The following is a 24,673-nucleotide window of genomic DNA, read 5'->3' on the forward strand; positions in this document are numbered from 1 at the left end:
GGGGCAGGCAGAGGGTCAACGAATCGAGAGGCAGGTCCTCCATGGACGCCATCTACACCGCCGTCGCCACCGCCACCCACGGCCGCGACGGGCGCGCCGTCTCCTCGGACGGCGTCATCGACCTCCAGCTCGGCGTGCCCACCGCGATGGGCGGCAACGGGCAGGGCTCCAACCCCGAGCAGCTCTTCGCCGCCGGCTACGCGGCCTGCTTCGGCAGCGCGCTCGGGCTCGTCGGCCGGGGCGCGAAGGTGGACGTCTCCGACGCCGCCGTCACCGCCGAGGTCTCCATCGGCAAGCAGGGCGAGGGCTTCGGGCTCGCCGTCGTGCTCCGCGTCGAGCTGCCCGACTCGGTCGACGCCGAGACCGGCCGCAAGCTGGTCGAGCAGGCACACCAGGTGTGCCCGTACTCGAACGCGACCCGCGGCAACATCGACGTGCGGCTCGTCGTCGAGTAGGACGGTCCCGCCGGTGGTCTCAACGGACCCTCGGTGAACCCCCGTTGACCCGCGCCAGCGCCTCGCCCGTGCGCGGGCCCCAGGCCACCAGCACCGCCTCGGGCGGCAGCCGCTCGCCCCGGTCGAGCAGCAGCCAGCGCACCCGGTAGCGGTCGGCGATGTGCTGCCGCTCGGCGCGGGTGGAGCCGGGGGAGAGGTAGGCGCGCACCGCCGCCCGGCGCCGGTCCCAGTCAGCCTTGTCGACGACCGGGTCGGGGCGGGCGGGCGCGACCAGCGCGGGACCGTGGCCCGGCAGGGAGCGGACCGCGCGGTGGCCGTCCGTCAGGACGACGTCGCCGGGCGGGATGTGCCGCGCCGCCCACGTGTAGTCGGGCCAGTCAGGCGGCGGGTCGAGGGTCGTGGCCAGGCAGCCGAGCGCCGCGCCCGTCGCCGCCAGCGCGCCGAGCACCCGGCGCTGCCGCGTCCAGGGGCGCGGCGCCGCCAGGGCGACGGCCAGGGCGAGCTGGAGCGGCACCGCCGTGAGGACCATCGCCGCGCCGTACGCGGAGGGGTGGAGCAGCGCGGCGTATCCGAGGGCCACGAGGCCCGCCGCGCACAGGAGGACCAGCGGGTCCCGGCGGTCGCGGCGCAGGCGCAGCCACAGCGGCGGGAGACCGGTCAGCGCGAGCCACGGGACGTGCGGCGTCGCGGGGCCCGTGTCCGGCCACAGCCACACCAGGCCCACCGCCACGAGCCCCGCCACGGCCCACCGTGCCTCCTCGCGCCGCAGCCGCCACGCCCCCGCCCACACCCAGAACGCGAGCCCGATCGCGAACGTCGACGGATAGCCGAGGTCGATCGTCAGCGAGCGCAGCGCGAGCGGCTCGGTCCGCCAGTCCGTGCTGGTTCCCCACAGCAGCGTCAGCGTCAACAGGGCCAGGACCGGCGCCCATTGACGTGATGTGAGTGTGCGGACGAGGCGGTTCAGGCCCGTCAGCAGGACCAGCAGGTTGACCGGGCCCGCGAGCTTCATGACCTCCCAGCCCGTCAGGCCCGTCGCCCGCGCGAAGGCGCCCTCCGCCATCGCGTACGGGGAGACGAGGTACGGGCTGCCCGCGCCCGGCAGGTCGACCAGCGGATGGCGCGGGTGCGGCAGGCTCACCTTCAGGCGTTCGATCACCGCCGCGTGCAGCCCGTACTCGTAGGCCATCGGCACCCACCAGTACGCGAGCGTCAGCAGCAGCCAGCACAGGCCGCCGAAGACGAAGAACGGGGTCGGGCGCCAGAACTGCCCGCCGCGCAGCGCCGTCGCGCCGCGCGCCGCTCCGCGCACGAGTGCGGTGGTCGTCATGTACGGCATGGGGCATGCGTGCCCCGCCGGCGCGCTCCGCCCCGCCTTTCGTGGGCCGTGCGGGTGACGGCCCACGAAAGGCCGGAGTTCAGCGGCCCAGCAGCGAGCGCAGCAGGCTCTTCGGGCGCGGCGACGTCTGCGTGGGCACGGCCGAGGCCGTCGACTCGTAGCGCGAGGCCGGCTGGGCCGGACGCTTCGCCTTCCGGCCGTCGATGCGGATCATCGAGTGCCCGGCGACCTCCTCCGCGCCGTGCCAGAAGTCCTTGCGGCCGGCGAGCATCGCACCCAGCTCGGTGCGCACCGGCTCGAACGCGCCCCACGTCCCGTAGAACTTGGTCGCCGTGATGCACAGCGGCTTCAGCCCGGTCGTGGCGACGGCACCCCAGGTCGCGGCCGCGACGCCCGGACAGTGCTCGGCGCGGAAGTCGTCGAGCACCACGATGCCGTCCTCGCCGAGGAGTTCGCGGGACGCCTCGATGTCGCCGTGCACGTGCTCGTACAGATGCGAGGCGTCGACGTGCACGAAGCGGCAGCTGTCGGGGGCGACCAGGGACGTGATGACGTTCGAGGGGCCCTGGACCACCTCGGGCAACTCGTCGTGGAACGCCCGGTAGTTGGCCTCGAAGGCGGTGCGCGTGAGGGTGCTGTAGGACTTGTTCATCTCCTTGTCGTTCGCCGAGTCGTCGGCGGGCGAGTCGAACAGGTCGCAGACCGTGAAGGTCTCCTTCTCCTCCAGGTACTGCCCCATGAAGATGGCGCTCTTGCCCAGGTAGACGCCGAGTTCGAGGAGGTCCCCGTCCTGGCCGAGCGCGCGCTGCCGGCTCAGGAACCAGTCGAAGAGCACCTGGTCGATGTTGTGGAACCAGCCTTTGACGTCGTCGAGCGCGGCCGGGCGCGGCGGCTCGGCGGGCGCGGTGTGGGACTCGTGCTGCATGTCAGCTCCAGTACGGATGACGTGGGTGCGGTCCCCGCGGGCGACGCGCTCGGCCCGCGGGGCCCGGGAGGCCATCCGCTCTGGGTAGGTGCCCGGGGTGTCCTGGTGGTGGACGGGAGGGAACGAGAGGCCCTCTCGCTCGATAAATCCCGGTTGTGCCTCTTGTTCCCGTCCTTTCAGGGCATATGACCCGTTACTTCACGGCACCAGCCATCACTCCGGACACGAACTGGCGCTGGAACGCGAAGAACACGGCCAGCGGGATCACCATCGAGATGAACGCGCCGGGGCCGAGCACATCGACGTTGTTGCCGAACTGCCGCACCTGGGTCTGGAGCGCGACCGTGATCGGCTGGCTGTCGGTGTCCGTGAAGATCAGCGCGACCAGCATGTCGTTCCACACCCACAGGAACTGGAAGATGCCGAGCGAGGCGATGGCGGGCGCGCCGAGCGGCATCACCACCCGCAGGAACAGGCGCAGTTCGCCCGAGCCGTCCAGGCGGGCCGCCTCCAACAGCTCGCGCGGGATCTCCGCGAAGAAGTTCCGCAGCAGGAACACCGCGAACGGCAGCCCGAACCCGACATGGAAGAGGATCACGCCGAGGATCGAGCCGAAGATGCCGATGTCGCCGAAGAGGCGGGCGATCGGCACGAGCGCCACCTGCACGGGAACCACGAGCAGCCCGACCACGATCAGGAACCACCAGTCGCGGCCCGGGAACTCCATCCACGCGAACGCGTAGCCGGCCAGCGAGCCGATCACGATCACGAGCAGGGTCGCGGGCACCGTGATCAGGGCCGTGTTGACCAGGGACCGCGTGATGTCCGAGTTCTCGAGCAGGCTGCTGTAGCTCTCGAAGGTCAGCTGCGCCGGCTTGCTGAAGACCGTCCACCAGCCGCTGTCCGCCATGTCCTCCGGCGAGCGGAGGGAGGAGAACAGCAGGCCGATCGTCGGCACCAGCCACAGCGCGCCGACAAGGAGCAGCACGAACTGGACGAACCCGCCGCTGAGCAGGTCGCCGACCCGGCGCGCGAACGAGCGCGGGGCCTTCACGGTGTCGTCGAGAGTGCTCATCGCCTCGTCTCCCGCCGCAGCCGCCTCATGTTGAACCACATCACCGGGATCACGAGCAGCAGGAGCAGCACTGCGATCGCGCTGGCCAGCCCCTCGTTGTCCTCGCTGAACGCCGATCGGTACAGCTGCAGGGCCAGTACGTTGGCGTCGTCCTGCGAGGCCCCCGGCGCGATGATGAAGATCAGGTCGAAGATCTTCAGTACGTTGATCATCAGCGTGACGAGGACGACCGCGAGCACGGGTGCAAGCAGCGGCACCGTGACCCGGCGGAAGACCTGCCACTCGGAGGCGCCGTCCACCCGTGCCGCCTCCAGGAGTTCGCGCGGGATGCCGGCAAGCCCGGCCCCGATGAGCACCATCGCGAATCCGGCCCACATCCATACGTACGCGACCATGATCGAGGTCGTCACGATGTTGAGGTACAGGTCGAATCCGCCGAGGTGGACCGTGAAGAACTTCCTGTCGCCGAGCCAGTCGGCGCCGTTGTACGGCTCCTTGAAGTTCGCGGCGGGGAGCCGGAGTTTGGACCCGTCGGCCTTGGCCGGGAGGGCGAAGGTGCCGTCGGCCGCGGCCGTCGTGGAGGCCACGACCTGGCCGTTCTTGACGGCCTCGACGCGCATGCCGGGGTAGCCGCGCTCGGTCGCGTCGATCTTGTCCCGGGCGCCCGCGCCCTTGCCGAGGGTGAAGTCCTGCCAGACCGTGCCGGTGACCCCGGCCTTCCCGGTGGCGGGCTGCTTCGCGGGCTTGGCGTCCTTCGGCATCTGATCGGCGGCGACGCCGACGAGCGGCAGCAGCACGGGAGTTGCGGCCCGCACCGGCTCCTTGGTGAGGAACGGGCCGCCGCTCTTCCCGGTGAGCGTGTCGGGCCCCCGGGGATGCGCCTTCGGGAACGCGGAGGACTCGGCGAACGTGTCGTGCACCCCCACCATGACGGCGTTCACCGCGCCCTTCTCCGGGTCCTGGTCGTAGACGAGCCGGAAGATGATGCCGGCGGCGAGCATCGAGATGGCCATCGGCATGAAGACCACCAGCTTGAACGCGGTGGCCCAGCGGATCCGCTCGGTGAGCACGGCGAAGATCAGGCCGAGTGCGGTGGCGACCGTCGGGGCGAGCACCACCCACCAGATGTTGTTGTTGATCGCGGCCTTGGTGTCCTCGCGCGTGAACAGCGTCTCGTAGTTGTCGAACCCGATGAACGAGCCGCCCGAGGCGTTGAAGAAGCTGCGGACGACCGAGTACCCGATCGGGTACACGACCAGGGCGCCGAGCAGGATCAGCGCGGGCAGCAGGAAGAGCGCGGCGACGGACCTGCGGGTGCCGGTGACGCTCTTACGGGTGCGTGGCGACGGTGCGGCGGCAGCCCCGGGATCGGGGGCGCCGCCGCTTTCGGCGGAGGTCATCGCCGCGTCAGTCCTTGAACGCCTTGGTCGCCTCGGCCTCCAGGGTCTTCTGGGTGCCCGCGACGTCCTTGGGGTTCATCAGGAAGTCCTGGAGCGCCTTCCACTCGCCCTTGCCGGGCGTACCGCCGAAGGCCTGCGGCATCTGGTCCGACATGTCGAAGCGGAAGTCGTTGCCGACGCCCACGAGCTGCTTGGCGATCTCGCGCTGCACGGCGTTCGGGTACGAGGCGAGGTCCACGTTCTTGTTGGGGGAGAGGTAGCCGCCCAACTTGGCCTGGATCGTGGCCGCTTCCGGCGAGGCCAGCCACGTCACCAGCGCCTGCGCCGCCTTCGAGTCCTTCAGGATCACCGCGGCGTCACCGCCACTGACCACCGGCCGGTCCCCGGAGCCGACGGCCGGGAACGGGAACACCTTCGCGTCCGTCCCCACCTTCGCCTTCGTCTGCTGGATGTTGACCTGCACGAAGTCGCCCTCGTAGACCATGGCGCCCTTGGGCTGCTCGCCGCCGGTGAAGGTCTGCTCGACCGACTTCGTGAACTCGGTCTGCACGGCGCCCTTGTTGCCGCCCGCGAGGAAGTCCTTCTTGCCCCACAGCTCGGCGAGCGTGGTGAGCGCGTCCTTCACGGACGGGTCGGTCCACTTGATGTTGTGCTTGGCGAGCTGGTCGTACTTCTCAGGGCCCGCCTGGGAGAGGTAGATGTTCTCGAACCAGTCGGTGAGCGGCCAGCCGTCGGCGCCGCCGACGGAGAACGGCGTGACACCCGAGTCGTAGATCGCCTGCGAGGTGCTCAGCAGGTCCTTCCAGGTGTTCGGCTCCTTGGCCGCGGCGTTCTCGAAAACCTTGGTGTTGTACCAGATCAGGGACTTGTTGGCGGCCTTGTAGTACGCGCCGTACTGCTTGTCGCCGACCTTGCCGAGGTCCTGCCAGCCCTGGGCGTAGTTCTTCGTGAGCTGCGCCTGGGCCTCCGCGCCCAGCGGCTTGGCCCACTTCTTGTCGACGGCCTGCTTGATGGCGCCGGGCTGCGGCAGCATCGCGACGTCCGGCGGGGCGCCGCCGGCCACCTTCGAGCCGAGGAAGTTGATGATCGGGTCCTGGGCGGGGACGAAGGTGACCTTCGCGCCCGTCCGCTTCTCGAACTCCGAGAGCACCTGCTTGAAGTTCTTCTGCTCGTCGCCGGTCCATACGGCGGCGATCTCCAGCGACTTGCCGTTCAGCTTCGGCAGCTTGACCGAGGACGCGGGTGTCTTGCCGCCGTCCCCGCCGTCCTTGCCGTTGTCGTCATCGCCTCCGCAGGCGGTGAGCGTGAGCGCGAGGGAACCGATGGCGAGGCCCGCGAGGGCCGTGCGGAAGGTGCTCCTGCGGGTGCTGGGTGTGCGTGTACGAAGAGTGCTGCGAGTGCTGCCCATCACTGCCCCGTTCTCGTCCTGAACGCTGAACGTACGTACTGAGCGCTGTCCCGTGCGCACTGGTCTACGCCCGGCCAGGGAGGACGGGCAAGGGTGCCAGGGCTGTAAACCGGGTGATCGTGACGGGGTCGTGATGCGTCAAGGGGGTGCGGGGCGGGGGGAGTTGGTCCTGCCGCGCCATATGTCGCACTCGACCGGTCCTACGCCTCGGGGCTCCGCCCCGGCCCCCGCGCCTCAAGCGCCGGCGGGGCTGGAAAAGATTCGGGGCTCTGCCCCGTGCCCCGCTGCTCAAGCGCCGCAGGGGCTTGATGTACCGGCACCGGCGTTACGGGTCCGTGCCGCCGCCCCTCTCCCACCACCCGCCCCCTCCGGGGGGGCTTCGGCCCCACGGGGGTGCCGCCTCGCATGCGGTCGGCCGCACCGACTTGGGCAATCGCCGCCTTGGGCGGCGGGTGGGCAAGGCGGCGCCCGGTGCCGCGCAACAGGACCACGGGACCCGGCCACGGTGTCGCGGGCCACCCGGCCCCGGCCGCGGTGCCGCGGGGCCACCCGGGTCCTGGCCGCCGCGACGTGCGGCTACAGGAGGGACGGGACCTCGGTTGCCGAGACGGAGCGGGCGGCCCGTTCGAGGGCGCTGGCGAGGAGGGCCAGGTCCGTGGGACCGTTGCCCAGTTCGCGGACCGGGCGGCGGTCCGGCGGGTCGCCCATGCGGGCCCATTCGAGCGCCACGACCGTGGGCCGCTGCGTGGCCGTCCGGGGAATGCGCCCGGTCACCCGGCCCGCCTGCACCTCGACGTCACGCCCGTCCGCCCCGTGCAGCACCCCGCGCCCCGGCGCCGGATCCTCGCTCCCGGTCCCCGGCGGGTCCAGCACGACCCGTGGCCGGGCCGTCCACCCCCCGGCCCCGCCGGAGGCGAACGCCGCGACGAGATGCACCCCGAGCCGCTCCCCGTCCCGTACGACGGCCTCCAGGGCCCGGACCACCGAACCCGCGGCCGGCCGCCCCATCGAACCGAGCGGCGGCGAGAGCAACGCGTCCAGGTCGTCCACGACGACCACGAGCCGCGGCAACGGCGGACCGGCATCCGCCCGCTCCCGCGTGGCCCCGGGCCGCAGCCGCATCGTCGAACTGGGCGGCACGTCCACGTCCCCGGAACTCTCGGAGGACGGCGCCCCGCGCTGGGCCACGACCCGGCCCGAAACGGCCCGCTGCGTGTGCCACTCCGAGAAGTGCGTACGCCCTATGAGCTCGGCACGGCGCTTCAGCTCGGTGCTCAGCGCCTGGGCGAACTCCCGCATCCGTACCGGGTCGTTGGCGGCCAGGTGCGTCGTGACGTGGGGCAGGTCCGTGCAGACACGTAGTCCTTCCGCGCGCTCACCGCCCGACGTACCGTCGACCAGCACCATGCCGAGCCGGTCGGGACGCTCCGCCGCGGCGAGCGAAGCGGCGACCGAGCGCAACAGCTCCGTGCGGCCACTGCCCGCGGGCCCCTCGATCAACAGGTGTGGGCCCTCGGCGGCCAGGTCCACGGTCAGCGGGCCGCGCGGCCCCGCCCCGAGCACCGCCCAGACGCGCCCACCGAGCGAGTCCGGATCGTCCCCGGCCGCCGCCCAGCGCGCCATGAGGGACGCCGGTGTGGCACGGGCGAGCCCCAACTCGTCGAGAAGCCTGGAGGTTTGCGGCAGCGGCGCCGACACGCGCGAGACCGGCCGGTCGCCGGAACCGCCCACCGCGTCCGGGCGCAACGGCGCGAGCGCCCGCGCGAACCGCTCCGCCCAGGCGAGCGACACCGCGTCGGCCGTACCGACCGTCCCGTGCCCGACGAGCTGTCCCTGCGCCGCCCGGTGCAGCCGCAGCGTCGTCGCCACATCGCCACTGAGCAGCGCCACCGCCCCGCACGCGCGGAACGCCGGGCTCTCGGCGCAGGCGGCCTCGTAGCTCTGCGTGGCCGGAGAGGCGGGCGAGGCGGCGGGCGCCTCGGCCAGGCACACCACGTGGATCCCAGCCGCGGCCCCTTCGGCGGCGAGCCGCACCGTGGCCTCACGCAGCGATGCGCTCCCGGGGTCGCCGTCGATCACGACGACCGTGGCGGCGACGGGCTCGTCGGGCGCCTGCGCGGAGGGCCTGAACCCCGCCGCGTGGTCGTCGAGCCGGCGCAACAGCTCGTTCGTACGGGCCGCCGCCTGCTCCCGGTCGTACGCGAGAAGCAGCCGGCAGTCCTGGCCGTGGGCGGGCCGCACCTGGGGCAGCCAGCCGAGCCAGGACCAGTCGGCGACCCGCTCCTCCAGGGAGCGCGCCCGGTCGGCCGAGATCAGGACGAGTTCCAGGTGCTCCGGCGCGTGCAGCGTCGTGAGCTGGGCGACGGCGCAGCGCGCCAGGCCCGCGAGCCGCGCGCGCGGCCCCGCGAGCCCCAGGGCCCCGGCCTCGGCGAGCCCCACGGTCACCGGCACCGCGGGCAGCAGCCCCACGCCACCGGGGCCCGGCCGGTCGACGCTGCCGAGCCGCACCGCGAGCGCCTCCGCGTGGCCGGGACCGCGCTCCCACAGCCGCGGCCCCGGGCCGAGCGCGGTGAGCAGCAGGGCGGCCGCGTCGGGCCAGGTCTCGGCGGTGACGGGCCTGGGCTCCTCCTCGTACGAGGGGGCCTCGGGCGGCGTCTCGGGATCGGCGACGGGTTCCGAGTGCTGCGGGGTGCGCAGCACGTGCGGCTCGTGGATCTCGTGCTGCTGGTCGTCGTCCATGGCGAAGCCGTCGTGCTCGTCGCGTTTGCCGCGGCGCAGCAGCCGGGAGAGCCCGCCGCGCTTGCGCGGGGCGCGCGGCAGCGTGGTGCCGCGCGCGGGGGTGCTCACGCGCGTGCCCTCCGTCTCCTCGGCCGGCTCGGGCTCGGACACGAGGGGGCGCGCGCCGCCTTGCGCGGCGTCGCTCGCCGCGCCCCAGGCGGAGTCCCCGTACGCGTGCCGCGTCTCCTGGTCGGGGTCGGTGGCGGGGGCCTGCGCGGGCGCGTCCACCGGCTGCTCGGCGAACAGCACCCGGACGTGCCCCTCACCGTCCGGCGCCGTCCGCAGCGGCCTGGGGCGGGCGGCGTCACCGGCGACGGAGACCCGCAGCGCCGATTCGCCGACGCGCACCAGCGAACCGGGGGACAGGCGGACGGGGCGGGCGTCGAGGGGGCGGCCGTCCACCGACGTCCCGTTCGTGGACTCCAGGTCCTCCACCGAGATCCGGCCGTCGGCGCCGAGCGTCACCGCGCAGTGCAGGCGTGACACGTCCGGGTCGTCGAGGGAGACGTCCGCGTCGGCGGAGCGGCCGACGCGGATCTGCCCGCCGTGCAGCAGATGGACGCCGCCCGCGTCGGGGCCCGCCACCACATGGAGCTGGGCCGCCGCGTCGTCCGGCTCGGGGCCCGGGGCCACGGGGGCGCCGAGCGCGATCACCGCGCCGTCGATCAGCGGGGGCTCACCTATGACGCAGCGCTGTGCGTCGAGCCGCTGCGTGCCCGCGTACAGGGTCGTCGAGCCCGCCTCGCCGCCCGCGACGGCGGTGGCCAGGCCGGAGGCGACCGCGGCGAGTGCCGTGCCCGCGGGGGCCGTGACCAGTACGTCGACACCGCGCGCGAGTGCGTCGTCACCACGTGCGAGCATGTCGGGGCGCGTGCCCAGGGGGTCTACGACGGTAAGCCGGATCTGCATCGCCGCCTGCGGTCCCTTCTGCGCGGGCGCCCGGAAACAGAGGGGCTGCCCCGCGGTCCCCCACCGCAGATTCCCCCCACCGCCACGGGCACGTCAGCCAGTGCTGAAGGCATCCTTGCACTTGCCGCTGACAACACGCCCGCCAGCCACCCGTAAGTGATCTTGATTGGTCGGCTCTGCCCGTAAAAGTGCCTGCTCGTTGCCCGGTTGAGATCGGTCACGTCACCCCTCGGCAACCAATGGCCCCAGCCGTGCGTCTTTCCGTCGAACACGGGTAGGCCCGGGGCCGTACACCGGTGGGTACGGACGGGTAATGGCCCGAGCCGAAAGCCACAGAAGATCGACAGTCGGTACCGGGTAATCCGCCACTAGAGTGGGTCGGAACACCCGGAACCAGGTGACCCAAGCAAGTACCGATGCAGGGAGCGCATGACGTGCGGCCGGTAGGCAGCAAGTACCTGCTCGAGGAGCCGCTCGGACGCGGCGCCACGGGCACCGTCTGGCGAGCCCGCCAGCGCGAGACGGCGGGCGCGGAGGCGGCCGTCGCCGGCCAGCCCGGCGAGACCGTCGCGATCAAGGTCCTCAAGGAAGAGCTCGCCAACGACGCGGACGTGGTGATGCGCTTCCTCAGGGAGCGCTCCGTCCTGCTGCGGCTCACCCACCCGAACATCGTGCGGGTGCGCGACCTGGTGGTGGAGGGCGATCTGCTCGCCCTCGTCATGGACCTCGTCGAGGGCCCGGACCTGCACCGCTACCTGCGCGAGAACGGACCGTTCTCGCCGGTCGGCGCCGCACTCCTGACGGCCCAGGTCGCCGACGCCCTCGCCGCCTCGCACGCGGACGGGGTCGTGCACCGCGACCTCAAGCCGGCGAACGTCCTGCTCAAGCAGGACACCGGCGAGATGTACCCGATGCTCACCGACTTCGGCATCGCCCGTCTCGCCGACTCCCCGGGCCTGACCCGCACCCACGAGTTCGTCGGCACGCCCGCGTACGTGGCTCCCGAGTCCGCCGAGGGCCGTCCGCAGACCAGCGCCGTCGACGTCTACGGCGCGGGCATCCTGCTGTACGAGCTGGTCACGGGCCGGCCGCCGTTCTCCGGCGGCTCGGCGCTCGAAGTCCTGCACCAGCACCTCAGCGCCGAACCGCGCCGCCCCTCGACGGTCCCGGACCCGCTGTGGACGGTCATCGAGCGCTGCCTGCGCAAGAACCCGGACGAACGGCCGAGCGCGGAGAACCTCGCGCGCGGCCTGCGCACCGTCGCCGAGGGCATCGGCGTGCACGCGAGCAGCGCGCGGATCGCCGCCGCCGAGGGCGTCGGCGCGCTCCTGATGCCGGACCCCACCCCGGCCCAGGTCCCGGACACCCCCGGCGCCTCGGACGCGGACCCGACGCAGGTGCTGCCGAACAACGCGGCGGCCGCCGGCCTCGCGGGGGCGGCGGGCGCGGCGGCCGGTGCCGCGGCCGCGGGGGCGTACGACCCGAACGCGGCCACGAGCGTCATGCAGCAGCAGGGCAACAACCAGGGCGGCGACGCGGCCGACCCGACCGCCGTCATGCCGCCGATGCCGCAGGGCCCGCCGGAGCAGATGCCGGACGCCTGGGGCGACCAGCTGCGCGCGGCCCGCGACCGCAACGAGCAGACGCAGGTGCAGTACCTCGACCCGAACGAGGACCCGCTGCGCCGCCGCCCGCAGCGCCAGGTCGCGCGCCCGCAGCAGCCGCAGCAGCAGCCGCAGCAGTACGCGCAGCGGCCCCCGCAGCACCAGCCCCAGCAGTACGCGCCGCCGCAGCAGCCGCCGCCCCGCCAGGCCCCGCGCCCGGCGCCTGAGCCCCGCGAGCCGCGCCGCCGCAGCCCCAACCGGATGCGGATCCCGGGCCTCGGCTGCCTCAAGGGCTGCCTGTTCATGATCGTGATGCTCTTCGTGGTCAGCTGGCTGGTCTGGGAGTTCACGCCGCTCCAGGACTGGATCGGCACCGGCAAGGGCTACTGGGCCCAGCTCTCCGACTGGTTCTCCACGGTCTCCGACTGGATCGGCGACTTGGGAAGCAAAACCGGCAACTAGAGCGGCAACGTGACCGGGAACCGGACGCGCCGCGGGCCGAACTGGTGCGTGACGTTGGAGATTTGTCGACATCCAGCGGGTGAATTCCCCCTCTGATGCGTAGGTTGGCGCCCGAGCCGCGTAGCTTGGGCGCCAACACGCGTCTGTAGGAGCAGCCTTGGCACGGAAGATCGGCAGCCGGTACACCGCACACCAGATCCTGGGGCGCGGCAGTGCGGGCACGGTGTGGCTGGGCGAGGGACCCGAGGGTCCGGTCGCCATCAAACTGCTGCGCGAGGACCTCGCCGCGGACCAGGAGCTGGTCGGCCGCTTCGTCCAGGAGCGCACCGCCCTGCTGAGCCTCGACCACGCGCGCGTGGTGGGCGTGCGCGACCTGGTGGTGGACGGCAACGACCTGGCGCTCGTCATGGACCTCGTCCGCGGCACCGACCTGCGCACCCGGCTCGACCGCGAGCGCCGGATGCCCCCCGAGGCCGCCGTCGCCGTCGTCGCGGACATCGCCGAGGGCCTCGCCGCCGCGCACGCCGCGGGCATCGTGCACCGCGACGTCAAGCCGGAGAACGTGCTCCTTGACATGCAGGGCGAGCTCGGCCCCGGCGGCTCGCACCCCGCGCTGCTCACCGACTTCGGCATCGCCAAGCTGATCGACACCCCGCGCCGCTCGCGCGCGACGAAGATCATCGGTACGCCCGACTACCTCGCCCCCGAGGTCATCGAGGGCCTGCCCGCGCGCGCGGCCGTCGACATCTACGCGCTCGCGACGGTCCTGTACGAACTCCTCGCCGGTTTCACGCCGTTCGGCGGCGGCCACCCCGGGGCCATCCTGCGCCGGCACGTCACGGAGACGGTGGTCCCGCTCCCCGGCATCCCCGACGAGCTGTGGCAGCTGCTCATCCAGTGCCTCGCCAAGGCCCCGGCCTCCCGCCTGCGCGCCTCCGAGCTGGCCGCGCGCCTGCGCGAACTCCAGCCGATGCTCACCGGCCTGCCCCCGCTCGATGTGGACGAGCCGGAGACCGAGCCCGCCCCCGACGAACCGGAGCCGCGGAACGAGACGCCGGAGGACCCCCCGGAGCGGCCCCGCCGCGGCGCCGTCTCCCTGATCCCCGGCTCCGCGCCCAAGGACTCCAACCGCGACACCCATACGTCGATGCGGGTCCCGGCACCGGACGAACTGGCGGGCGGCGCCCGCGGCACGGCGCGCGCGCCCCGCGCCCACGGCTCGCCGCGCCCCGGATCGGCCCGCAACCGGCACTCCGCGCGCCGCAGACGCATCACGCTCGGCGTGGCCGGGCTCGTCCTGGTGGCCGCGGTCGGCGGTGGCGTCTGGGCCGCCGGCTCCTCCGGCTCGAACGAGACACCCCCCGCGGACAGCAACAATTCCGCGCCCGAACAGCCGTAGAGCGGGCCCCGGGGGCGGCCGGGGCGGATCACTTGCACCAGCCGTTAGGCTGGTCCTGTGGCAGTCGTCGATGTATCCGAAGAGCTGAAGTCCCTCTCCTCGACCATGGAGTCGATCGAGGCCGTCCTGGACCTCGACAAGATGAGGGCAGATATCGCCGTGCTCGAGGAGCAGGCGGCCGCGCCGTCCCTGTGGGACGACCCGGAGGCGGCGCAGAAGATCACCAGCAAGCTGAGCCACCTCCAGGCGGAGGTCCGCAAGGCCGAGGCGCTGCGCGGCCGTCTCGACGACCTCGGCGTGCTGTTCGAGATGGCCGAGGAGGAGGACGACCCGGACACCCGTGCCGAGGCCGAGTCCGAGCTCACGGCCGTGAAGAAGGCGCTGGACGAGATGGAGGTCCGCACCCTCCTGTCCGGCGAGTACGACTCCCGCGAGGCGATCGTCAACATCCGCGCGGAGGCCGGCGGCGTCGACGCGGCGGACTTCGCCGAGCAGTTGCAGCGCATGTACCTGCGCTGGGCCGAGCGCCACGGCTACAAGACCGAGGTCTACGAGACCTCGTACGCGGAAGAGGCCGGCATCAAGTCGACGTCCTTCTCCGTCCAGGTGCCGTACGCGTACGGGACGCTCTCCGTCGAGCAGGGCACGCACCGCCTGGTGCGCATCTCGCCGTTCGACAACCAGGGCCGCCGCCAGACCTCCTTCGCGGGCGTCGAGGTGCTCCCGGTGGTCGAGCAGACCGACCACGTCGAGATCGACGAGTCGGACCTGCGCGTGGACGTCTACCGCTCCTCGGGCCCCGGCGGCCAGGGCGTGAACACGACGGACTCCGCGGTCCGTCTGACGCACATCCCCACCGGCATCGTGGTCTCCTGCCAGAACGAGCGCTCGCAGATCCAGAACAAGGCCACGGCCATGAACGTGCTGCAGGCCAAGCTCCTCGAGCGCCAGCGCCAGGAGGAGCGCGCCAAGATGGACGCCCTCAAGGGCGACGGCGGCAGCTCCTGGGGCAACCAGATGCGTTCGTACGTCCTGCACCCGTACCAGATGGTCAAGGACCTGCGCACCGAGTTCGAGGTCGGCAACCCGCAGGCCGTGCTCGACGGCGAGATCGACGGCTTCATCGAGGCCGGAATTCGCTGGCGCAAGCAGCAGGAGAAGTAACTCCAGGATTCAACGAATTGAAGGCAACTGCCGTTGACCGAGCGGCAGTTGCCTTTAGTTTTGCCCCGACCCCCCTTTCAGATGTGGCGCACTTGTGAAGACTGGCCAGCCATTTACGTCACAGTCACATGTTCGTAAGGCGGTCAACTCGCCTAAGTGTGGACATAGCGTGCGCAACGCCCTTGACGTTGATCCCAAAAGTGGAAAGGCTGGCGCGCGGCATGCGTATTAGTGGGACGCGTGTGAACGGGGGAGGGGTGCACGAGGCCTCTGCTGCCTCCGGTTGAACGCGGTCCCTGGCGCTGCTCCATTGACGATTGGCTACTGGGGGTAGCAGACAGATGACCAAGAAGACGCGGATCCGCGTTGCGCGGATAGCGGCCGGTGCGGTGATCGCGGCCGGCGCCTCGCTGACCGCCGCGGGTGCGGCATCCGCCGCGGGCGTGAGCGATGAGCCCAACCAGAAGTGTGGTCCGCTCGGCTTCATTTGCTTCCCCACTGGGGACGGCGAGGGAGACAACGGCGGCACCGACGGTGGGACTGACGGCGGCACCGACGGTGGGACCGACGGCGGTGCCGATGGCGGCGCGACTGGTAACACCGACGCCGGTGTAGACGGTGGCGCCATCTCGATCGGCGGCACCATCGGTGGTGACGACTCCTCCGGCGGTAACGGTGGCGACGACTCCACCGGTGGCGGCAACGGCGGCGACGACTCCACCGGCGGCACCATCGGCGGTGACGACTCCACCGGCGGCAACGGCAACTCCGGTGGCAACGGCAACGGCGGAGACGACTCCACCGGTGGCTCCTCCACCGGCGGTTCCTCGACCGGCGGCGACGACTCCACGGGTGGCGGCTCCTCGACCGGCGGTTCGTCCACCGGTGGTGGCGACAACACCAACCCCGACGGCAACAACAACCCCGTCGAGCAGGGTCAGGGCAAGGACAGCCTCCAGGACACCGGCTCCGCTCCCGCCGAGCAGACCGGCACGGGCTCCGGCAACGCCAAGGCCACCGGTGAGCTCGCCGAGACCGGTTCCTCCGGCACCACGTTCCTGGTGATCGGTGCGGCCACGATGATCGCGGGCGGTGTCGGCTTCCGACTCCTGCCGCGCCTCGCGGGCAACCGCGGCGGCAGCGCCGCCGCGTAACACCACGCACACGCGAAAGGGCCCGGAGCCGATCGGCTCCGGGCCCTTTCGCATGTCTGTGTACGGGCGGCTACACCGTCTGATGGGCGAGGAGCGCCATCGCCGCCACGAGCACCGCCACCAGGGCGACCAGCGCCATGGGGCTCAGCGCGGACAGCGGGTTCTGCTGCTGAAGCCGCTCGCGATTCGCCCGGCACACCGGGCAGCGGCCCTCATTCACGGGGGCCGCGCAGTTCGCGCACACCAATCGGTCGTAGGCCATGCGCTTCTCCTCCTCCCGCGCGGCGGAGCCTGCCACCGGGTACCCCTGGGTTCTCTCCGCTCAACGCTCCGGGAAACGCAACCGTTCCCCCTACCACTGTGCCAGCTTCCCGAAAATTCGGCGCGTCCCGGCGGAAGTGCCGCCCCTGACCAGGTAAGGGGCGGACAATTCCGGCGCCGTATCCGGCATCACAGCGGGACAAAACGCTCAACGAGGGGCGGCGCCTGCGCTCCGTGCGCGGCTTCGCGTATGGTCACGCACACCTACCTCCGTCGCCCCCCGATGCTCCGAGGCGCACCAGTGATCCGATTCGACAACGTCTCCAAGGTCTATCCCAAGCAGACCCGGCCCGCCCTCAGGGATGTCTCCCTGGAGGTCGAGCGTGGTGAATTCGTCTTCCTGGTCGGCTCGTCCGGCTCCGGAAAGTCGACGTTCCTGCGCCTCGTGCTGCGCGAGGAGCGGGCCAGCCACGGCCAGGTGCACGTCCTGGGCAAGGACCTCGGCCGCGTATCCAACTGGAAGGTCCCGCAGATCCGCCGCCAGCTCGGCACGGTCTTCCAGGACTTCCGGCTCCTGCCCAACAAGACGGTCGGCGAAAACGTCGCCTTCGCGCAGGAGGTCATCGGCAAGTCCCGCGGCGAGATCCGCAAGTCCGTGCCGCAGGTCCTCGACCTCGTCGGCCTCGGCGGCAAGGACGACCGCATGCCCGGCGAGCTCTCCGGTGGTGAGCAGCAGCGTGTGGCCATCGCGCGGGCCTTCGTCAACAGGCCGAAGCTGCTGATCGCGGACGAGCCGACCGGCAACCTCGACCCGCAGACCTCCGTCGGCATCATGAAGCTGCTCGACCGGATCAACCGGACGGGCACCACCGTGATCATGGCCACCCACGACCAGAACATCGTGGACCAGATGCGCAAGCGCGTCATCGAGCTGGAGCACGGCCGCCTCGTGCGCGACCAGTCGCGCGGCGTGTACGGCTACCAGCACTGAGAACCACGGAACCGCGAGAAGTACCGAGCAAAGAAAGCTGCGAAAGGCGTTAGTGACGCTATGCGTGCCCAATTCGTTCTGTCGGAGATCGGCGTAGGACTCCGCCGCAATCTCACGATGACCTTCGCCGTGATCATCTCGGTTGCCCTCTCGCTCGCCCTGTTCGGCGGCTCGCTGCTCATGAGCGACCAGGTCAACCAGATGAAGGGCTACTGGTACGACAAGGTCAACGTCTCGATCTTCCTGTGCAACAAGGGGGACGCCGACTCCGACCCGAACTGCGCCAAGGGCCCGGTCACGACCGAGCAGAAGAAGGACATCCTCGGCGACCTCAAGAAGCTGCCCGTCGTCGACAACGTGGCGCACGAGTCGCAGGACCAGGCGTACAAGCACTACAAGGAGCAGTTCGGCGAGTCCCCGCTGGCCAGCTCGCTGACGCCCGACCAGCTCCAGGAGTCGTACCGGATCAAGCTGAAGGACCCGGAGAAGTACAACGTCATCGCGACGGCGTTCAACGGGCGGCCCGGTGTCCAGTCCGTACAGGACCAAAAGGGCGTGCTCGACAACCTCTTCCGGCTGCTCGGCTACCTGAACTACGCGGCGAGCGCGGTGATGGCGGTGATGCTCGTCGTGGCGCTGCTGCTCATCGTGAACACGGTGCGGGTGTCCGCGTTCAGCCGACGGCGCGAGACCGGGATCATGCGGCTCGTCGGCGCGTCCGGCTTCTACATCCAGGCGCCGTTCATCATGGAGGCCGCGGTCGCCGGGCTCATCGGCGGCGGCATCGCCTGTGTGTTCCTCGCGGCCGGCCAGTACTTCGTGATCGACAACGGCGTGGCCCTCTCCGACAAACTCCAGCTCATCAACTTCATCGGCTGGGACTCGGTGTTGACGAAGCTGCCGCTGATCCTCGCCGTGAGCGTGCTGATGCCCGCGCTTGCCGCGTTCGTCGCGTTGCGCAAGTACCTGAAGGTGTGACGAGAGTCCTTCGCGCCATGGGGCGTCGTGCGGGTCAACGGCCCGTACGACGCCCCTTGTTGTCCTAGACTCACCGACATGTCAGGTCCGGAGCTGTACTCCAGGCCCCGTCGCATCGGCCGCGGGGCGACCCTGACATTGATCTTCGTGACGGTCCTCGCGGCGGGCGCCGCGACCGGCTCCTGGCCGGGGGAGCACCGCAAACCCGGCGAGGGCGGGGACGGTTCGCTCGTCGCCGCGCACGAGAAGCCGCTCGCGGGCCCGACCGATCCGGGCGCCGCGGCGGCCCAGGCGATGGCCGACGGGAAGTCGCCCACGAAGGCCGCCCAGGACGCCGTCAGCCGCAGTGGCGACCGCTGGGGCTCCGTCTACACGCAAGGCGAGTACGAGGAGTTCGAGCAGGCCCTCGACGGCGAGTACACCGGCATCGGCCTGCGGGCCCGGCGCACCGCCGACGGGCGGGTCCAGGTCTCCAAGGTCCGGCGCGGCTCGCCCGCGCAGCTCGCCGGCATCCGTGAGGGCGACCGGATCGCGGCCGTCGACGGCGAGCCGGTCACCGGCCGCCCCGTCACGGAGGTCCTCGCGCTCCTGCGGGGCGAGCACGCGGGCACCCCCGTGCACGTGGGGCTGCAGCGCGGTACGCGCGCGTGGAGCGAGACCCTGCGCCGCGCCAATCTGTCCACCGACTCGGTGGTCTCCACGCGGCTGCCCGACGGCGCGACGCTCGTGAAGGTGAGCGCCTTCACCAAGGGCGTCGGCGAGCAGGTGCGTACGGCGGTCGCCGAGGCACCCGCGCGCGCGGGCGTCGTGCTCGACCTGCGGGGCAACTCCGGCGGCCTGGTCACCGAGGCGGTCCGGGCGTCCTCCGCGTTCCTCGACGGCGGGCTCGTGGCGACGTACGACGTGCGCGGGGCGCAGCGGGCCCTGCACGCGCAGCGCGGTGCCGACACGTCCAGACCGGTGGTCGTGCTCGTCGACAGCGGGACGATGAGCGCGGCCGAGTTGCTCACCGGCGCCCTTCAGGACCGTGGCCGCGCGGTCGTCGTGGGCTCCAAGACCTTCGGCAAGGGCTCGGTCCAGATGCCGAGCCGGCTGCCCGACGGCTCCGTGGCGGAGCTGACCGTCGGGCACTACCGCACCCCTTCGGGCCGCGCGGTCGACGGCCGGGGCATCACCCCGGACCTGGAGACCGAGGCGGACACCCTGCGGCGGGCGGAGACAGTATTGACTGGCCTCGGGGACCCCTCGTAGTGCGAAAATGGTCAGCACTATGGCCAAGGCAATGTATGTACCGAAGGAGTCCCAGCCCAAGCAGGGCAAAAAGGGGGCGTCGTCCGACAAGAAGGACGGCAAGCGCAAGATGGTCGCGCAGAACAAGAAGGCGCGCCACGACTACCTGATCATGGACACCTACGAGGCCGGCATCGTGCTGACCGGCACCGAGGTCAAGTCGCTGCGGCAGGGGCGCACCTCGCTCGCCGACGCCTTCGTCCAGATCGACAGGGGCGAGGCGTGGCTGCACAACGCCCACATCCCCGAGTACAACCAGGGCACCTGGACGAACCACGCGGTGCGCCGCAAGCGCAAGCTGCTGCTGCACCGTGAGGAGATCGACAAGCTGGAGTCGAAGTCCGAGGAGACCGGTCACACGATCGTGACCCTGGCGATCTACTTCAAGGACGGCCGGGCGAAGGCCGAGATCGCGCTCGCCAAGGGCAAGAAGGAGTACGACAAGCGGCAGACGCTGCGCGAGAAGCAGGACCGGCGGGACTCGGACCGGGCGATCGCGGCCGCGAAGCGGCGGCAGCGGAACAACGAGCGGATGGGCTGACGGCCGTCTCCCGTCGGCCCTCGGGAATACGCTGGCATCGTCGTGCGTTGGTCACGTACGATGGCACTGTTCCTCACCGCAGGGACGCCGGACCGCAAGGTCCACCTTGAAAAAACAACATGGGGATGATCGGTTTCGACAGCGGATGTCGAAGCAGGGGAAGCGTGTCGAGGAAGCGGCAATGATCTCGTTAACCATATGTCGCAACCAATAATCGCCAATTCTAAGAGCGATTCCCAGTCCTTCGCCCTCGCTGCCTAATAACAGCGACTGAAGGACCCTAAAAGGGTGTCAGCCCGGGGGTGTTCCCGACCCGGATCCTGGCATAATCTAGGGAACTAAACTTTTCCGTCCGGCCACGGGGCGGAAAAGGAAATCAAACAGTGGCTGGGCCCGTCGGCGACTTGTTCGCGTGATCACCGGGGCCGAGAAAATCGAAGCGAACTGCACACGGAGAAGCCCTGCTGCTGCACCGTTGGACGCGGGTTCGATTCCCGCCATCTCCACTCATCCCATGCGATTCAGGCCCGGCTGTTCACACAGCCGGGCCTTTGTCGTTGGCCCGGCTGCTCAGTGGCTCAGTAGTGGGTCTTGGCGGAGCCCTGCGGTTCCGGGATGCTCCTGTGGCATGAAGAGACGTGATGGAAAGCCGTCTGCCAGAGCCCGTACGTGGGCCTGGCCCCTTGTCCTCGTCGTGGCCGCCGCGGGGCTGTCGTGGAGTGCGCCCGCCGGTGCCGATTCCGCCCCCGGTGGGCTGCCGGAGGCCATCGACACGATTCTCGGGGATACGCGGATGGAGGGCGGCGCGGCGAGTGTCGTCGTGGCCGACGCGAAGACCGGGGAGACGCTGTACCAGCACAATCCGACCGGGCGGCTGATGCCCGCCTCCAACACGAAGCTCGCCACCTCCGCCGCCGCGATGGGGACCCTCGGCCCGGACTACCGGTTCGGGACGGACGTGCTCGCCGGCGGTCGGGTGCGCGGTGGGGTGCTCGACGGGGACCTGTATCTGCGCGGCACAGGGGACCCGACCACGCTGGCCGCCGACTACGACAAGCTCGCCGCCGACGTCGCCGCGGCCGGGGTGAAGCGGGTGAGCGGGCGGCTCGTCGCGGACGACACCCGGTTCGACGACCACCGGATCGGCGACACCTGGGGCGGCGACGACGAGTCCTCGTACTACGCCGCCCAGATCTCCGCGCTCAGCGTCGCCCCCGACACCGACTACGACACCGGGACCGTCATCGTCGAGGTGAAGCCCGGGGCCAGGGCCGGGGACAAGCCGGCCGTCAGCGTCACGCCGAAGAACGACTACGTGGACATCGACCTGAAGGCGTCCACCGTCGGGGCCGGGGGAGACGACACCGTCGCCGTCGAGCGGCGGCACGGGACCAACACCATCACCGTGAGCGGCACCGTGCCGGTGGGCGGGGACACCACCAAGGAGTGGGTGACGGTGTGGGAGCCGACCGGGTACGCGGCCGCCGTGTTCCGGGACGCGCTCGCCGCGCACGGGGTGAAGGTCGCCGGTTCCACCAGGCTGGGGCAGGCCACGCCCAAGGGCGCGAAGCGGCTCGCCGGGCACGAGTCCATGGCCCTGAAGGACCTGCTGATCCCGTTCATGAAGCTCTCCAACAACATGCACGCCGAGTCCCTCACCAAGGCCATGGGGTACAAGGCGACGGGCAGGCCCGGGAGTTGGGGCGACGGCGTCGCCGCCGTGGCCGACTATCTGAAGGGCGCCGGGGTCGACGCCACCAAGGTGCGCCAGGTCGACGGGTCCGGGCTCTCGCGCAAGGACAACTTCGCCGCCCGGCAACTCGCCGACCTGCTGCTCTCCGTACAGGACGAGCCCTGGTACGCCGACTGGTACAAGTCCCTGCCCGTGGCCTGCGACCCGGACCGGTTCGTCGGCGGGACGCTGCGCAGCCGCATGTGCGACACGCCCGCCGCCCTCAACGCCCGGGGGAAGACCGGGTCGTTGACGGGCGCTTCGGCGCTCTCGGGCTATGTGAAGGACGCCGACGGGCGGCTGCTCGTCTACAGCGTCGTCCAGAACAATTACCTCGTCGACTCCGTGAAGCCGCTGGAGGATGCCGTCGTCGTGACCCTCGCGAAGTCGACGTCCAAGGAGGCGAAGGCCGTCGTGCCGAAGTCAACGCGCGCCGTTCCGGCCGCCGAGCGGGACGGCGACCTGGAGTGCTCGTGGCGCAAGCCGGCCATGTGCTGAGCGACTAGCGCCGCTCGGGGCGTCGTACGTACGCGTACAGCGCGAGCAGCAGCGCGCACGACGCCGCCGTGACCGGCACCGTGTACGCCGCGGTGGGGCCCCAGTGCTCCACCGCGGCGCCGCCCGACGCCGAGCCGCAGGCGATGCCCGTGAGTATGCCGGTCACCGCGAGCGTCATGCCCTCGTTCAACTGGCCCTCCGGTGTGCGCTGTTGGACCAGGGTCATGCCGGTCACCATCGTCGGCGCCGTGGCCATGCCCGCGATCAGGAGCGCGCCCCCGAGGAGGTACAGGGAGCCCGTGGACCAGGCGGCGAGCAGCGGCAGGGTCATCAGGGCCGCCATCGCCGCCACGCACAGCGGGTGGCGCCGGGCCGCCGGGCCCGCCGGTCGCCACGCCCCGTAGAGCAGGCCGGCCGCGCAGGAACCCGCCGCCTGGAGCGCCAGGATGCCGCCCGCCCACTCCTTGTGGCCCTGCGCCTCGGCGAAGGCGACCGTGACGACCTCAAGGGAGCCGAAGATCGCGCCCGTGGCGAGGAAGGCGAGCAGCAGGGGTGGCATGCCACGGGCGCGTAGTGGCGTTCTCGTCGCCTTTGTACGTGCGTGGGGCGGCGGTTCCGTCGCGCGTTGGGCGGCGAAGATCAACACGCCGGTCACCATGAGCACGGCGCTGACCAGCGTGCCCGCCTCCGGGAAGAGCGAGCCGCACAGGAAGGCGGCGGCCACCGGGCCGAGCATGTAGCAGAGTTCGTCCGCCGCCTGTTCGAAGGAGTTCGCGGTGTGCAGGGCGTCCGGGGTCTCCTTCAGCAGGTGGGCCCAGCGGGCCCGGGACAGGCCGCCCGTGTTGGGGGTCGTCGCGGACGCCAAGTAGGCGGCGAACAGTGTCCAGTTCGGTGCCCCGAAGTGCACGCACAGGAGCAGGGCGAGCGAGCCGCAGGCGGATATGAGGGTGGCCGGGACCGCGATCCGGGCCTGCCCGTGGCGGTCCACGAGCCGCGCCGTCCACGGCCCGACGAGCGCGTTGGCGACCAGGCCCGTGGCGGTGACGGCGCCCGCGAGCGCGTACGAGCCGCGTGACCCGGAGATCATGATCACCGCGCTGATGCTGAACATCCCCTGCGGGAAGCGGGCGATGAGGTTGCCGAGGGTGAAGGCGCGGGCGCCGGGGATGGCGAAGAGCCGGGTGTAGGACGTGGCAGTGGACATGCGAAGAGCGTCGCCGCAGGTCACGTGCGGGGTCCAACACCTGCTCGGTGCCGATTGACGCACTTGCGTTGTAAGTTCGCCGGATGTCCCCAGCGAACGTCGAACCCCGCCTGCTGCGCGCCTTCCTCGCCGTCGCCGACGAGCTGCACTTCACCCGCGCCGCCGCCCGCCTCTACGTCGCCCAGCAGGCGCTCAGCCGCGACATCCGCCGCCTGGAGCGGGAGTTGGGCGTCGACCTCTTCGGCCGGACCACCCGGCAGGTGACGCTCACCGCGGACGGTGCCCGGCTGCTGCCGCACGCGCGGCGTGTGATCGCGGCGCAGGACGAGCTGCTCACCGCGTTCACCGGGGCCGGCGCCGCCGACCGGCCGCTGCTCGTCGACGTCAACAGCCCGGGGCTCGCGCACGAGCGGGTGCTCGCGCGGGCCCGCGAACTGGCCCCGGACCACGAGCTGATGGCCCGCTACGAGAGCGGTCTGACCGGCGCCGCCGCCGAACTCCTCTCGGGGCGGCTCGACGTGTCCTTCGGCCGGTTCGCCGGTCTGGACCCGGCCGTGCGCGCCCGGCTGTCCCAGCAGCCCGTGCGCTACGAGCCGATGGCGATCATGCTGCCCGAGGACCATCCGCTGGTGGCGCTCGACGCCGTGCCTCTGGACCGGCTCGCCGGTGAGGCCGTCTACGCGGGCGCCGGCAACCCCCGCACACCCGAATGGACCGATCTCGCCCGGCTGTTGTTCGAGGGCCGGGGCATCCGCGTCGCGCCGCCCGCGCCGCTCGCCGTGGGCAAGGAGGAGTTCCGCCGGATCATGGACAAGTACCGGAATCCGGTCCTGACCGGGGTGGACTTTCCGGCCATGCCGGGCTCGGTGCTGCGTCCGCTCGTCGATCCGGTGCCACTGTCGCCTGTGTCACTCGTGTGGCGAAAGGGGCGCAAACACCCCGGAATCGCGGCACTTCGTGCCGCGGCGGCGGCTCTCGCGGCGGAGAACGGATGGCTGGAAAGGCCCCCGGAGGCGTGGATTCCAGCCACAGATGTGCAGATTATGTTGAGTCGTGAATGAGGTCTGTGCGTGGGTGTCACTGGTGTGCGCTACATTCTGGTCTCG

Annotated in this window: 19 protein-coding genes and 1 other RNA gene; 12 read left to right on the plus strand and 8 right to left on the minus strand. The window is 71.3% G+C overall.

The window, feature by feature from the left end; all coding sequences use genetic code 11:
* Positions 1 to 41 precede the first annotated feature (41 nt).
* Positions 42 to 455, plus strand: a complete 414-nt coding sequence (locus ACIA8D_RS18380; protein ID WP_399233301.1) for an organic hydroperoxide resistance protein — start codon at positions 42 to 44, stop codon at positions 453 to 455.
* Positions 456 to 474: 19 nt separating this feature from the next.
* Here the strand turns inward: ACIA8D_RS18380 and ACIA8D_RS18385 are convergent, their stop codons facing one another.
* The 6 genes from ACIA8D_RS18385 to ACIA8D_RS18410 form a co-directional block, all read right to left on the minus strand.
* Entirely contained in the window at positions 475 to 1,785 is a 1,311-nt protein-coding gene (locus ACIA8D_RS18385) for a hypothetical protein (protein WP_399233302.1), read from the minus strand.
* A gap of 88 nt (positions 1,786 to 1,873) precedes the next feature.
* Positions 1,874 to 2,719 (minus strand): class I SAM-dependent methyltransferase, encoded by an 846-nt coding sequence (locus tag ACIA8D_RS18390; protein WP_399233303.1) that lies wholly within the window; start codon positions 2,717 to 2,719, stop codon positions 1,874 to 1,876.
* A gap of 193 nt (positions 2,720 to 2,912) precedes the next feature.
* Positions 2,913 to 3,794: a carbohydrate ABC transporter permease gene (locus ACIA8D_RS18395; RefSeq protein ID WP_399233305.1), complete on the minus strand. Its 882-nt coding sequence runs from the start codon at positions 3,792 to 3,794 to the stop codon at positions 2,913 to 2,915.
* Positions 3,791 to 5,194, minus strand: a complete 1,404-nt coding sequence (locus tag ACIA8D_RS18400) for a carbohydrate ABC transporter permease (RefSeq protein WP_399233307.1) — start codon at positions 5,192 to 5,194, stop codon at positions 3,791 to 3,793. The genes ACIA8D_RS18395 and ACIA8D_RS18400 overlap by 4 nt, the downstream gene beginning before the upstream one ends.
* Before the next feature lie 7 nt (positions 5,195 to 5,201).
* On the minus strand, positions 5,202 to 6,602 hold the full coding sequence (locus ACIA8D_RS18405) for an ABC transporter substrate-binding protein (RefSeq protein WP_399233309.1): 1,401 nt from the start codon (positions 6,600 to 6,602) through the stop codon (positions 5,202 to 5,204).
* Positions 6,603 to 7,178: 576 nt separating this feature from the next.
* Entirely contained in the window at positions 7,179 to 10,289 is a 3,111-nt protein-coding gene (locus ACIA8D_RS18410; protein WP_399233310.1) for an FHA domain-containing protein, read from the minus strand.
* 434 nt (positions 10,290 to 10,723) lie between these two features.
* Here ACIA8D_RS18410 and ACIA8D_RS18415 point away from each other — a divergent pair, with 434 nt between their 5' ends.
* From ACIA8D_RS18415 to ACIA8D_RS18430, 4 genes are all read left to right on the plus strand, one after another.
* Positions 10,724 to 12,355, plus strand: a complete 1,632-nt coding sequence (locus ACIA8D_RS18415) for a serine/threonine-protein kinase (RefSeq protein ID WP_399233312.1) — start codon at positions 10,724 to 10,726, stop codon at positions 12,353 to 12,355.
* A gap of 157 nt (positions 12,356 to 12,512) precedes the next feature.
* Positions 12,513 to 13,754 (plus strand): protein kinase, encoded by a 1,242-nt coding sequence (locus ACIA8D_RS18420; RefSeq protein ID WP_399233315.1) that lies wholly within the window; start codon positions 12,513 to 12,515, stop codon positions 13,752 to 13,754.
* 57 nt (positions 13,755 to 13,811) lie between these two features.
* Positions 13,812 to 14,918, plus strand: coding sequence for a peptide chain release factor 2 (gene prfB / locus ACIA8D_RS18425; protein WP_399233317.1), 1,107 nt, complete (start codon positions 13,812 to 13,814; stop codon positions 14,916 to 14,918).
* 341 nt (positions 14,919 to 15,259) lie between these two features.
* Complete coding sequence (locus ACIA8D_RS18430) at positions 15,260 to 16,072, plus strand: hypothetical protein (RefSeq protein ID WP_399233319.1); 813 nt, start codon at positions 15,260 to 15,262, stop codon at positions 16,070 to 16,072.
* 70 nt (positions 16,073 to 16,142) lie between these two features.
* Here the strand turns inward: ACIA8D_RS18430 and ACIA8D_RS18435 are convergent, their stop codons facing one another.
* Entirely contained in the window at positions 16,143 to 16,334 is a 192-nt protein-coding gene (locus tag ACIA8D_RS18435) for a hypothetical protein (protein ID WP_399233571.1), read from the minus strand.
* A gap of 300 nt (positions 16,335 to 16,634) precedes the next feature.
* Between ACIA8D_RS18435 and ftsE the strand changes: the two genes are divergently transcribed.
* The 6 genes from ftsE (at position 16,635) to dacB (ending at position 22,363) form a co-directional block, all read left to right on the plus strand.
* A complete protein-coding gene (gene ftsE, locus ACIA8D_RS18440; protein ID WP_266710884.1) occupies positions 16,635 to 17,324 on the plus strand; it encodes a cell division ATP-binding protein FtsE in 690 nt (229 codons plus the stop codon).
* 60 nt (positions 17,325 to 17,384) lie between these two features.
* Positions 17,385 to 18,302 carry a permease-like cell division protein FtsX gene (gene ftsX / locus ACIA8D_RS18445; protein WP_399233322.1) on the plus strand — a complete coding sequence of 306 codons (918 nt, stop codon included), beginning with the start codon at positions 17,385 to 17,387 and terminating at the stop codon, positions 18,300 to 18,302.
* 78 nt (positions 18,303 to 18,380) lie between these two features.
* Positions 18,381 to 19,553 (plus strand): S41 family peptidase, encoded by a 1,173-nt coding sequence (locus tag ACIA8D_RS18450; RefSeq protein ID WP_399233324.1) that lies wholly within the window; start codon positions 18,381 to 18,383, stop codon positions 19,551 to 19,553.
* 31 nt (positions 19,554 to 19,584) lie between these two features.
* On the plus strand, positions 19,585 to 20,133 hold the full coding sequence (gene smpB / locus ACIA8D_RS18455; RefSeq protein WP_399233573.1) for an SsrA-binding protein SmpB: 549 nt from the start codon (positions 19,585 to 19,587) through the stop codon (positions 20,131 to 20,133).
* A gap of 121 nt (positions 20,134 to 20,254) precedes the next feature.
* Positions 20,255 to 20,642: a transfer-messenger RNA gene (gene ssrA / locus ACIA8D_RS18460) on the plus strand.
* Positions 20,643 to 20,761: 119 nt separating this feature from the next.
* A complete protein-coding gene (gene dacB / locus ACIA8D_RS18465; RefSeq protein ID WP_399233326.1) occupies positions 20,762 to 22,363 on the plus strand; it encodes a D-alanyl-D-alanine carboxypeptidase/D-alanyl-D-alanine-endopeptidase in 1,602 nt (533 codons plus the stop codon).
* Positions 22,364 to 22,367: 4 nt separating this feature from the next.
* Here dacB and ACIA8D_RS18470 read toward each other — a convergent pair whose 3' ends face one another.
* Positions 22,368 to 23,567 carry an MFS transporter gene (locus ACIA8D_RS18470; RefSeq protein WP_399233328.1) on the minus strand — a complete coding sequence of 400 codons (1,200 nt, stop codon included), beginning with the start codon at positions 23,565 to 23,567 and terminating at the stop codon, positions 22,368 to 22,370.
* Between the two features lie 83 nt (positions 23,568 to 23,650).
* On the opposite strand from ACIA8D_RS18470, the gene ACIA8D_RS18475 reads away from it, so the two are divergent.
* A complete protein-coding gene (locus tag ACIA8D_RS18475; RefSeq protein ID WP_399233330.1) occupies positions 23,651 to 24,628 on the plus strand; it encodes a LysR family transcriptional regulator in 978 nt (325 codons plus the stop codon).
* The last annotated feature ends 45 nt before the right edge of the window (positions 24,629 to 24,673 follow it).

It is taken from the genome of Streptomyces sp. NPDC051684, from assembly GCF_044453445.1.
GTDB lineage: Bacteria > Actinomycetota > Actinomycetes > Streptomycetales > Streptomycetaceae > Streptomyces.

Excerpts from the sequence above, each read along its gene's own strand:
- dacB (WP_399233326.1), top strand. The coding sequence starts at position 20,762 with ATGAAGAGACGTGATGGAAAGCCGTCTGCCAGAGCCCGTACGTGGGCC.
- ACIA8D_RS18410 (WP_399233310.1), bottom strand. The coding sequence starts at position 10,289 with ATGCAGATCCGGCTTACCGTCGTAGACCCCCTGGGCACGCGCCCCGAC.
- ACIA8D_RS18385 (WP_399233302.1), bottom strand. The coding sequence starts at position 1,785 with ATGACGACCACCGCACTCGTGCGCGGAGCGGCGCGCGGCGCGACGGCG.
- ACIA8D_RS18450 (WP_399233324.1), top strand. The coding sequence starts at position 18,381 with ATGTCAGGTCCGGAGCTGTACTCCAGGCCCCGTCGCATCGGCCGCGGG.
- smpB (WP_399233573.1), top strand. The coding sequence starts at position 19,585 with ATGTATGTACCGAAGGAGTCCCAGCCCAAGCAGGGCAAAAAGGGGGCG.
- ACIA8D_RS18400 (WP_399233307.1), bottom strand. The coding sequence starts at position 5,194 with ATGACCTCCGCCGAAAGCGGCGGCGCCCCCGATCCCGGGGCTGCCGCC.
- ftsX (WP_399233322.1), top strand. The coding sequence starts at position 17,385 with ATGCGTGCCCAATTCGTTCTGTCGGAGATCGGCGTAGGACTCCGCCGC.
- ACIA8D_RS18470 (WP_399233328.1), bottom strand. The coding sequence starts at position 23,567 with ATGTCCACTGCCACGTCCTACACCCGGCTCTTCGCCATCCCCGGCGCC.
- ACIA8D_RS18405 (WP_399233309.1), bottom strand. The coding sequence starts at position 6,602 with ATGGGCAGCACTCGCAGCACTCTTCGTACACGCACACCCAGCACCCGC.
- ACIA8D_RS18430 (WP_399233319.1), top strand. The coding sequence starts at position 15,260 with ATGACCAAGAAGACGCGGATCCGCGTTGCGCGGATAGCGGCCGGTGCG.
- ACIA8D_RS18395 (WP_399233305.1), bottom strand. The coding sequence starts at position 3,794 with ATGAGCACTCTCGACGACACCGTGAAGGCCCCGCGCTCGTTCGCGCGC.
- ACIA8D_RS18435 (WP_399233571.1), bottom strand. The coding sequence starts at position 16,334 with ATGGCCTACGACCGATTGGTGTGCGCGAACTGCGCGGCCCCCGTGAAT.
- ACIA8D_RS18380 (WP_399233301.1), top strand. The coding sequence starts at position 42 with ATGGACGCCATCTACACCGCCGTCGCCACCGCCACCCACGGCCGCGAC.
- ACIA8D_RS18475 (WP_399233330.1), top strand. The coding sequence starts at position 23,651 with ATGTCCCCAGCGAACGTCGAACCCCGCCTGCTGCGCGCCTTCCTCGCC.
- ACIA8D_RS18390 (WP_399233303.1), bottom strand. The coding sequence starts at position 2,719 with ATGCAGCACGAGTCCCACACCGCGCCCGCCGAGCCGCCGCGCCCGGCC.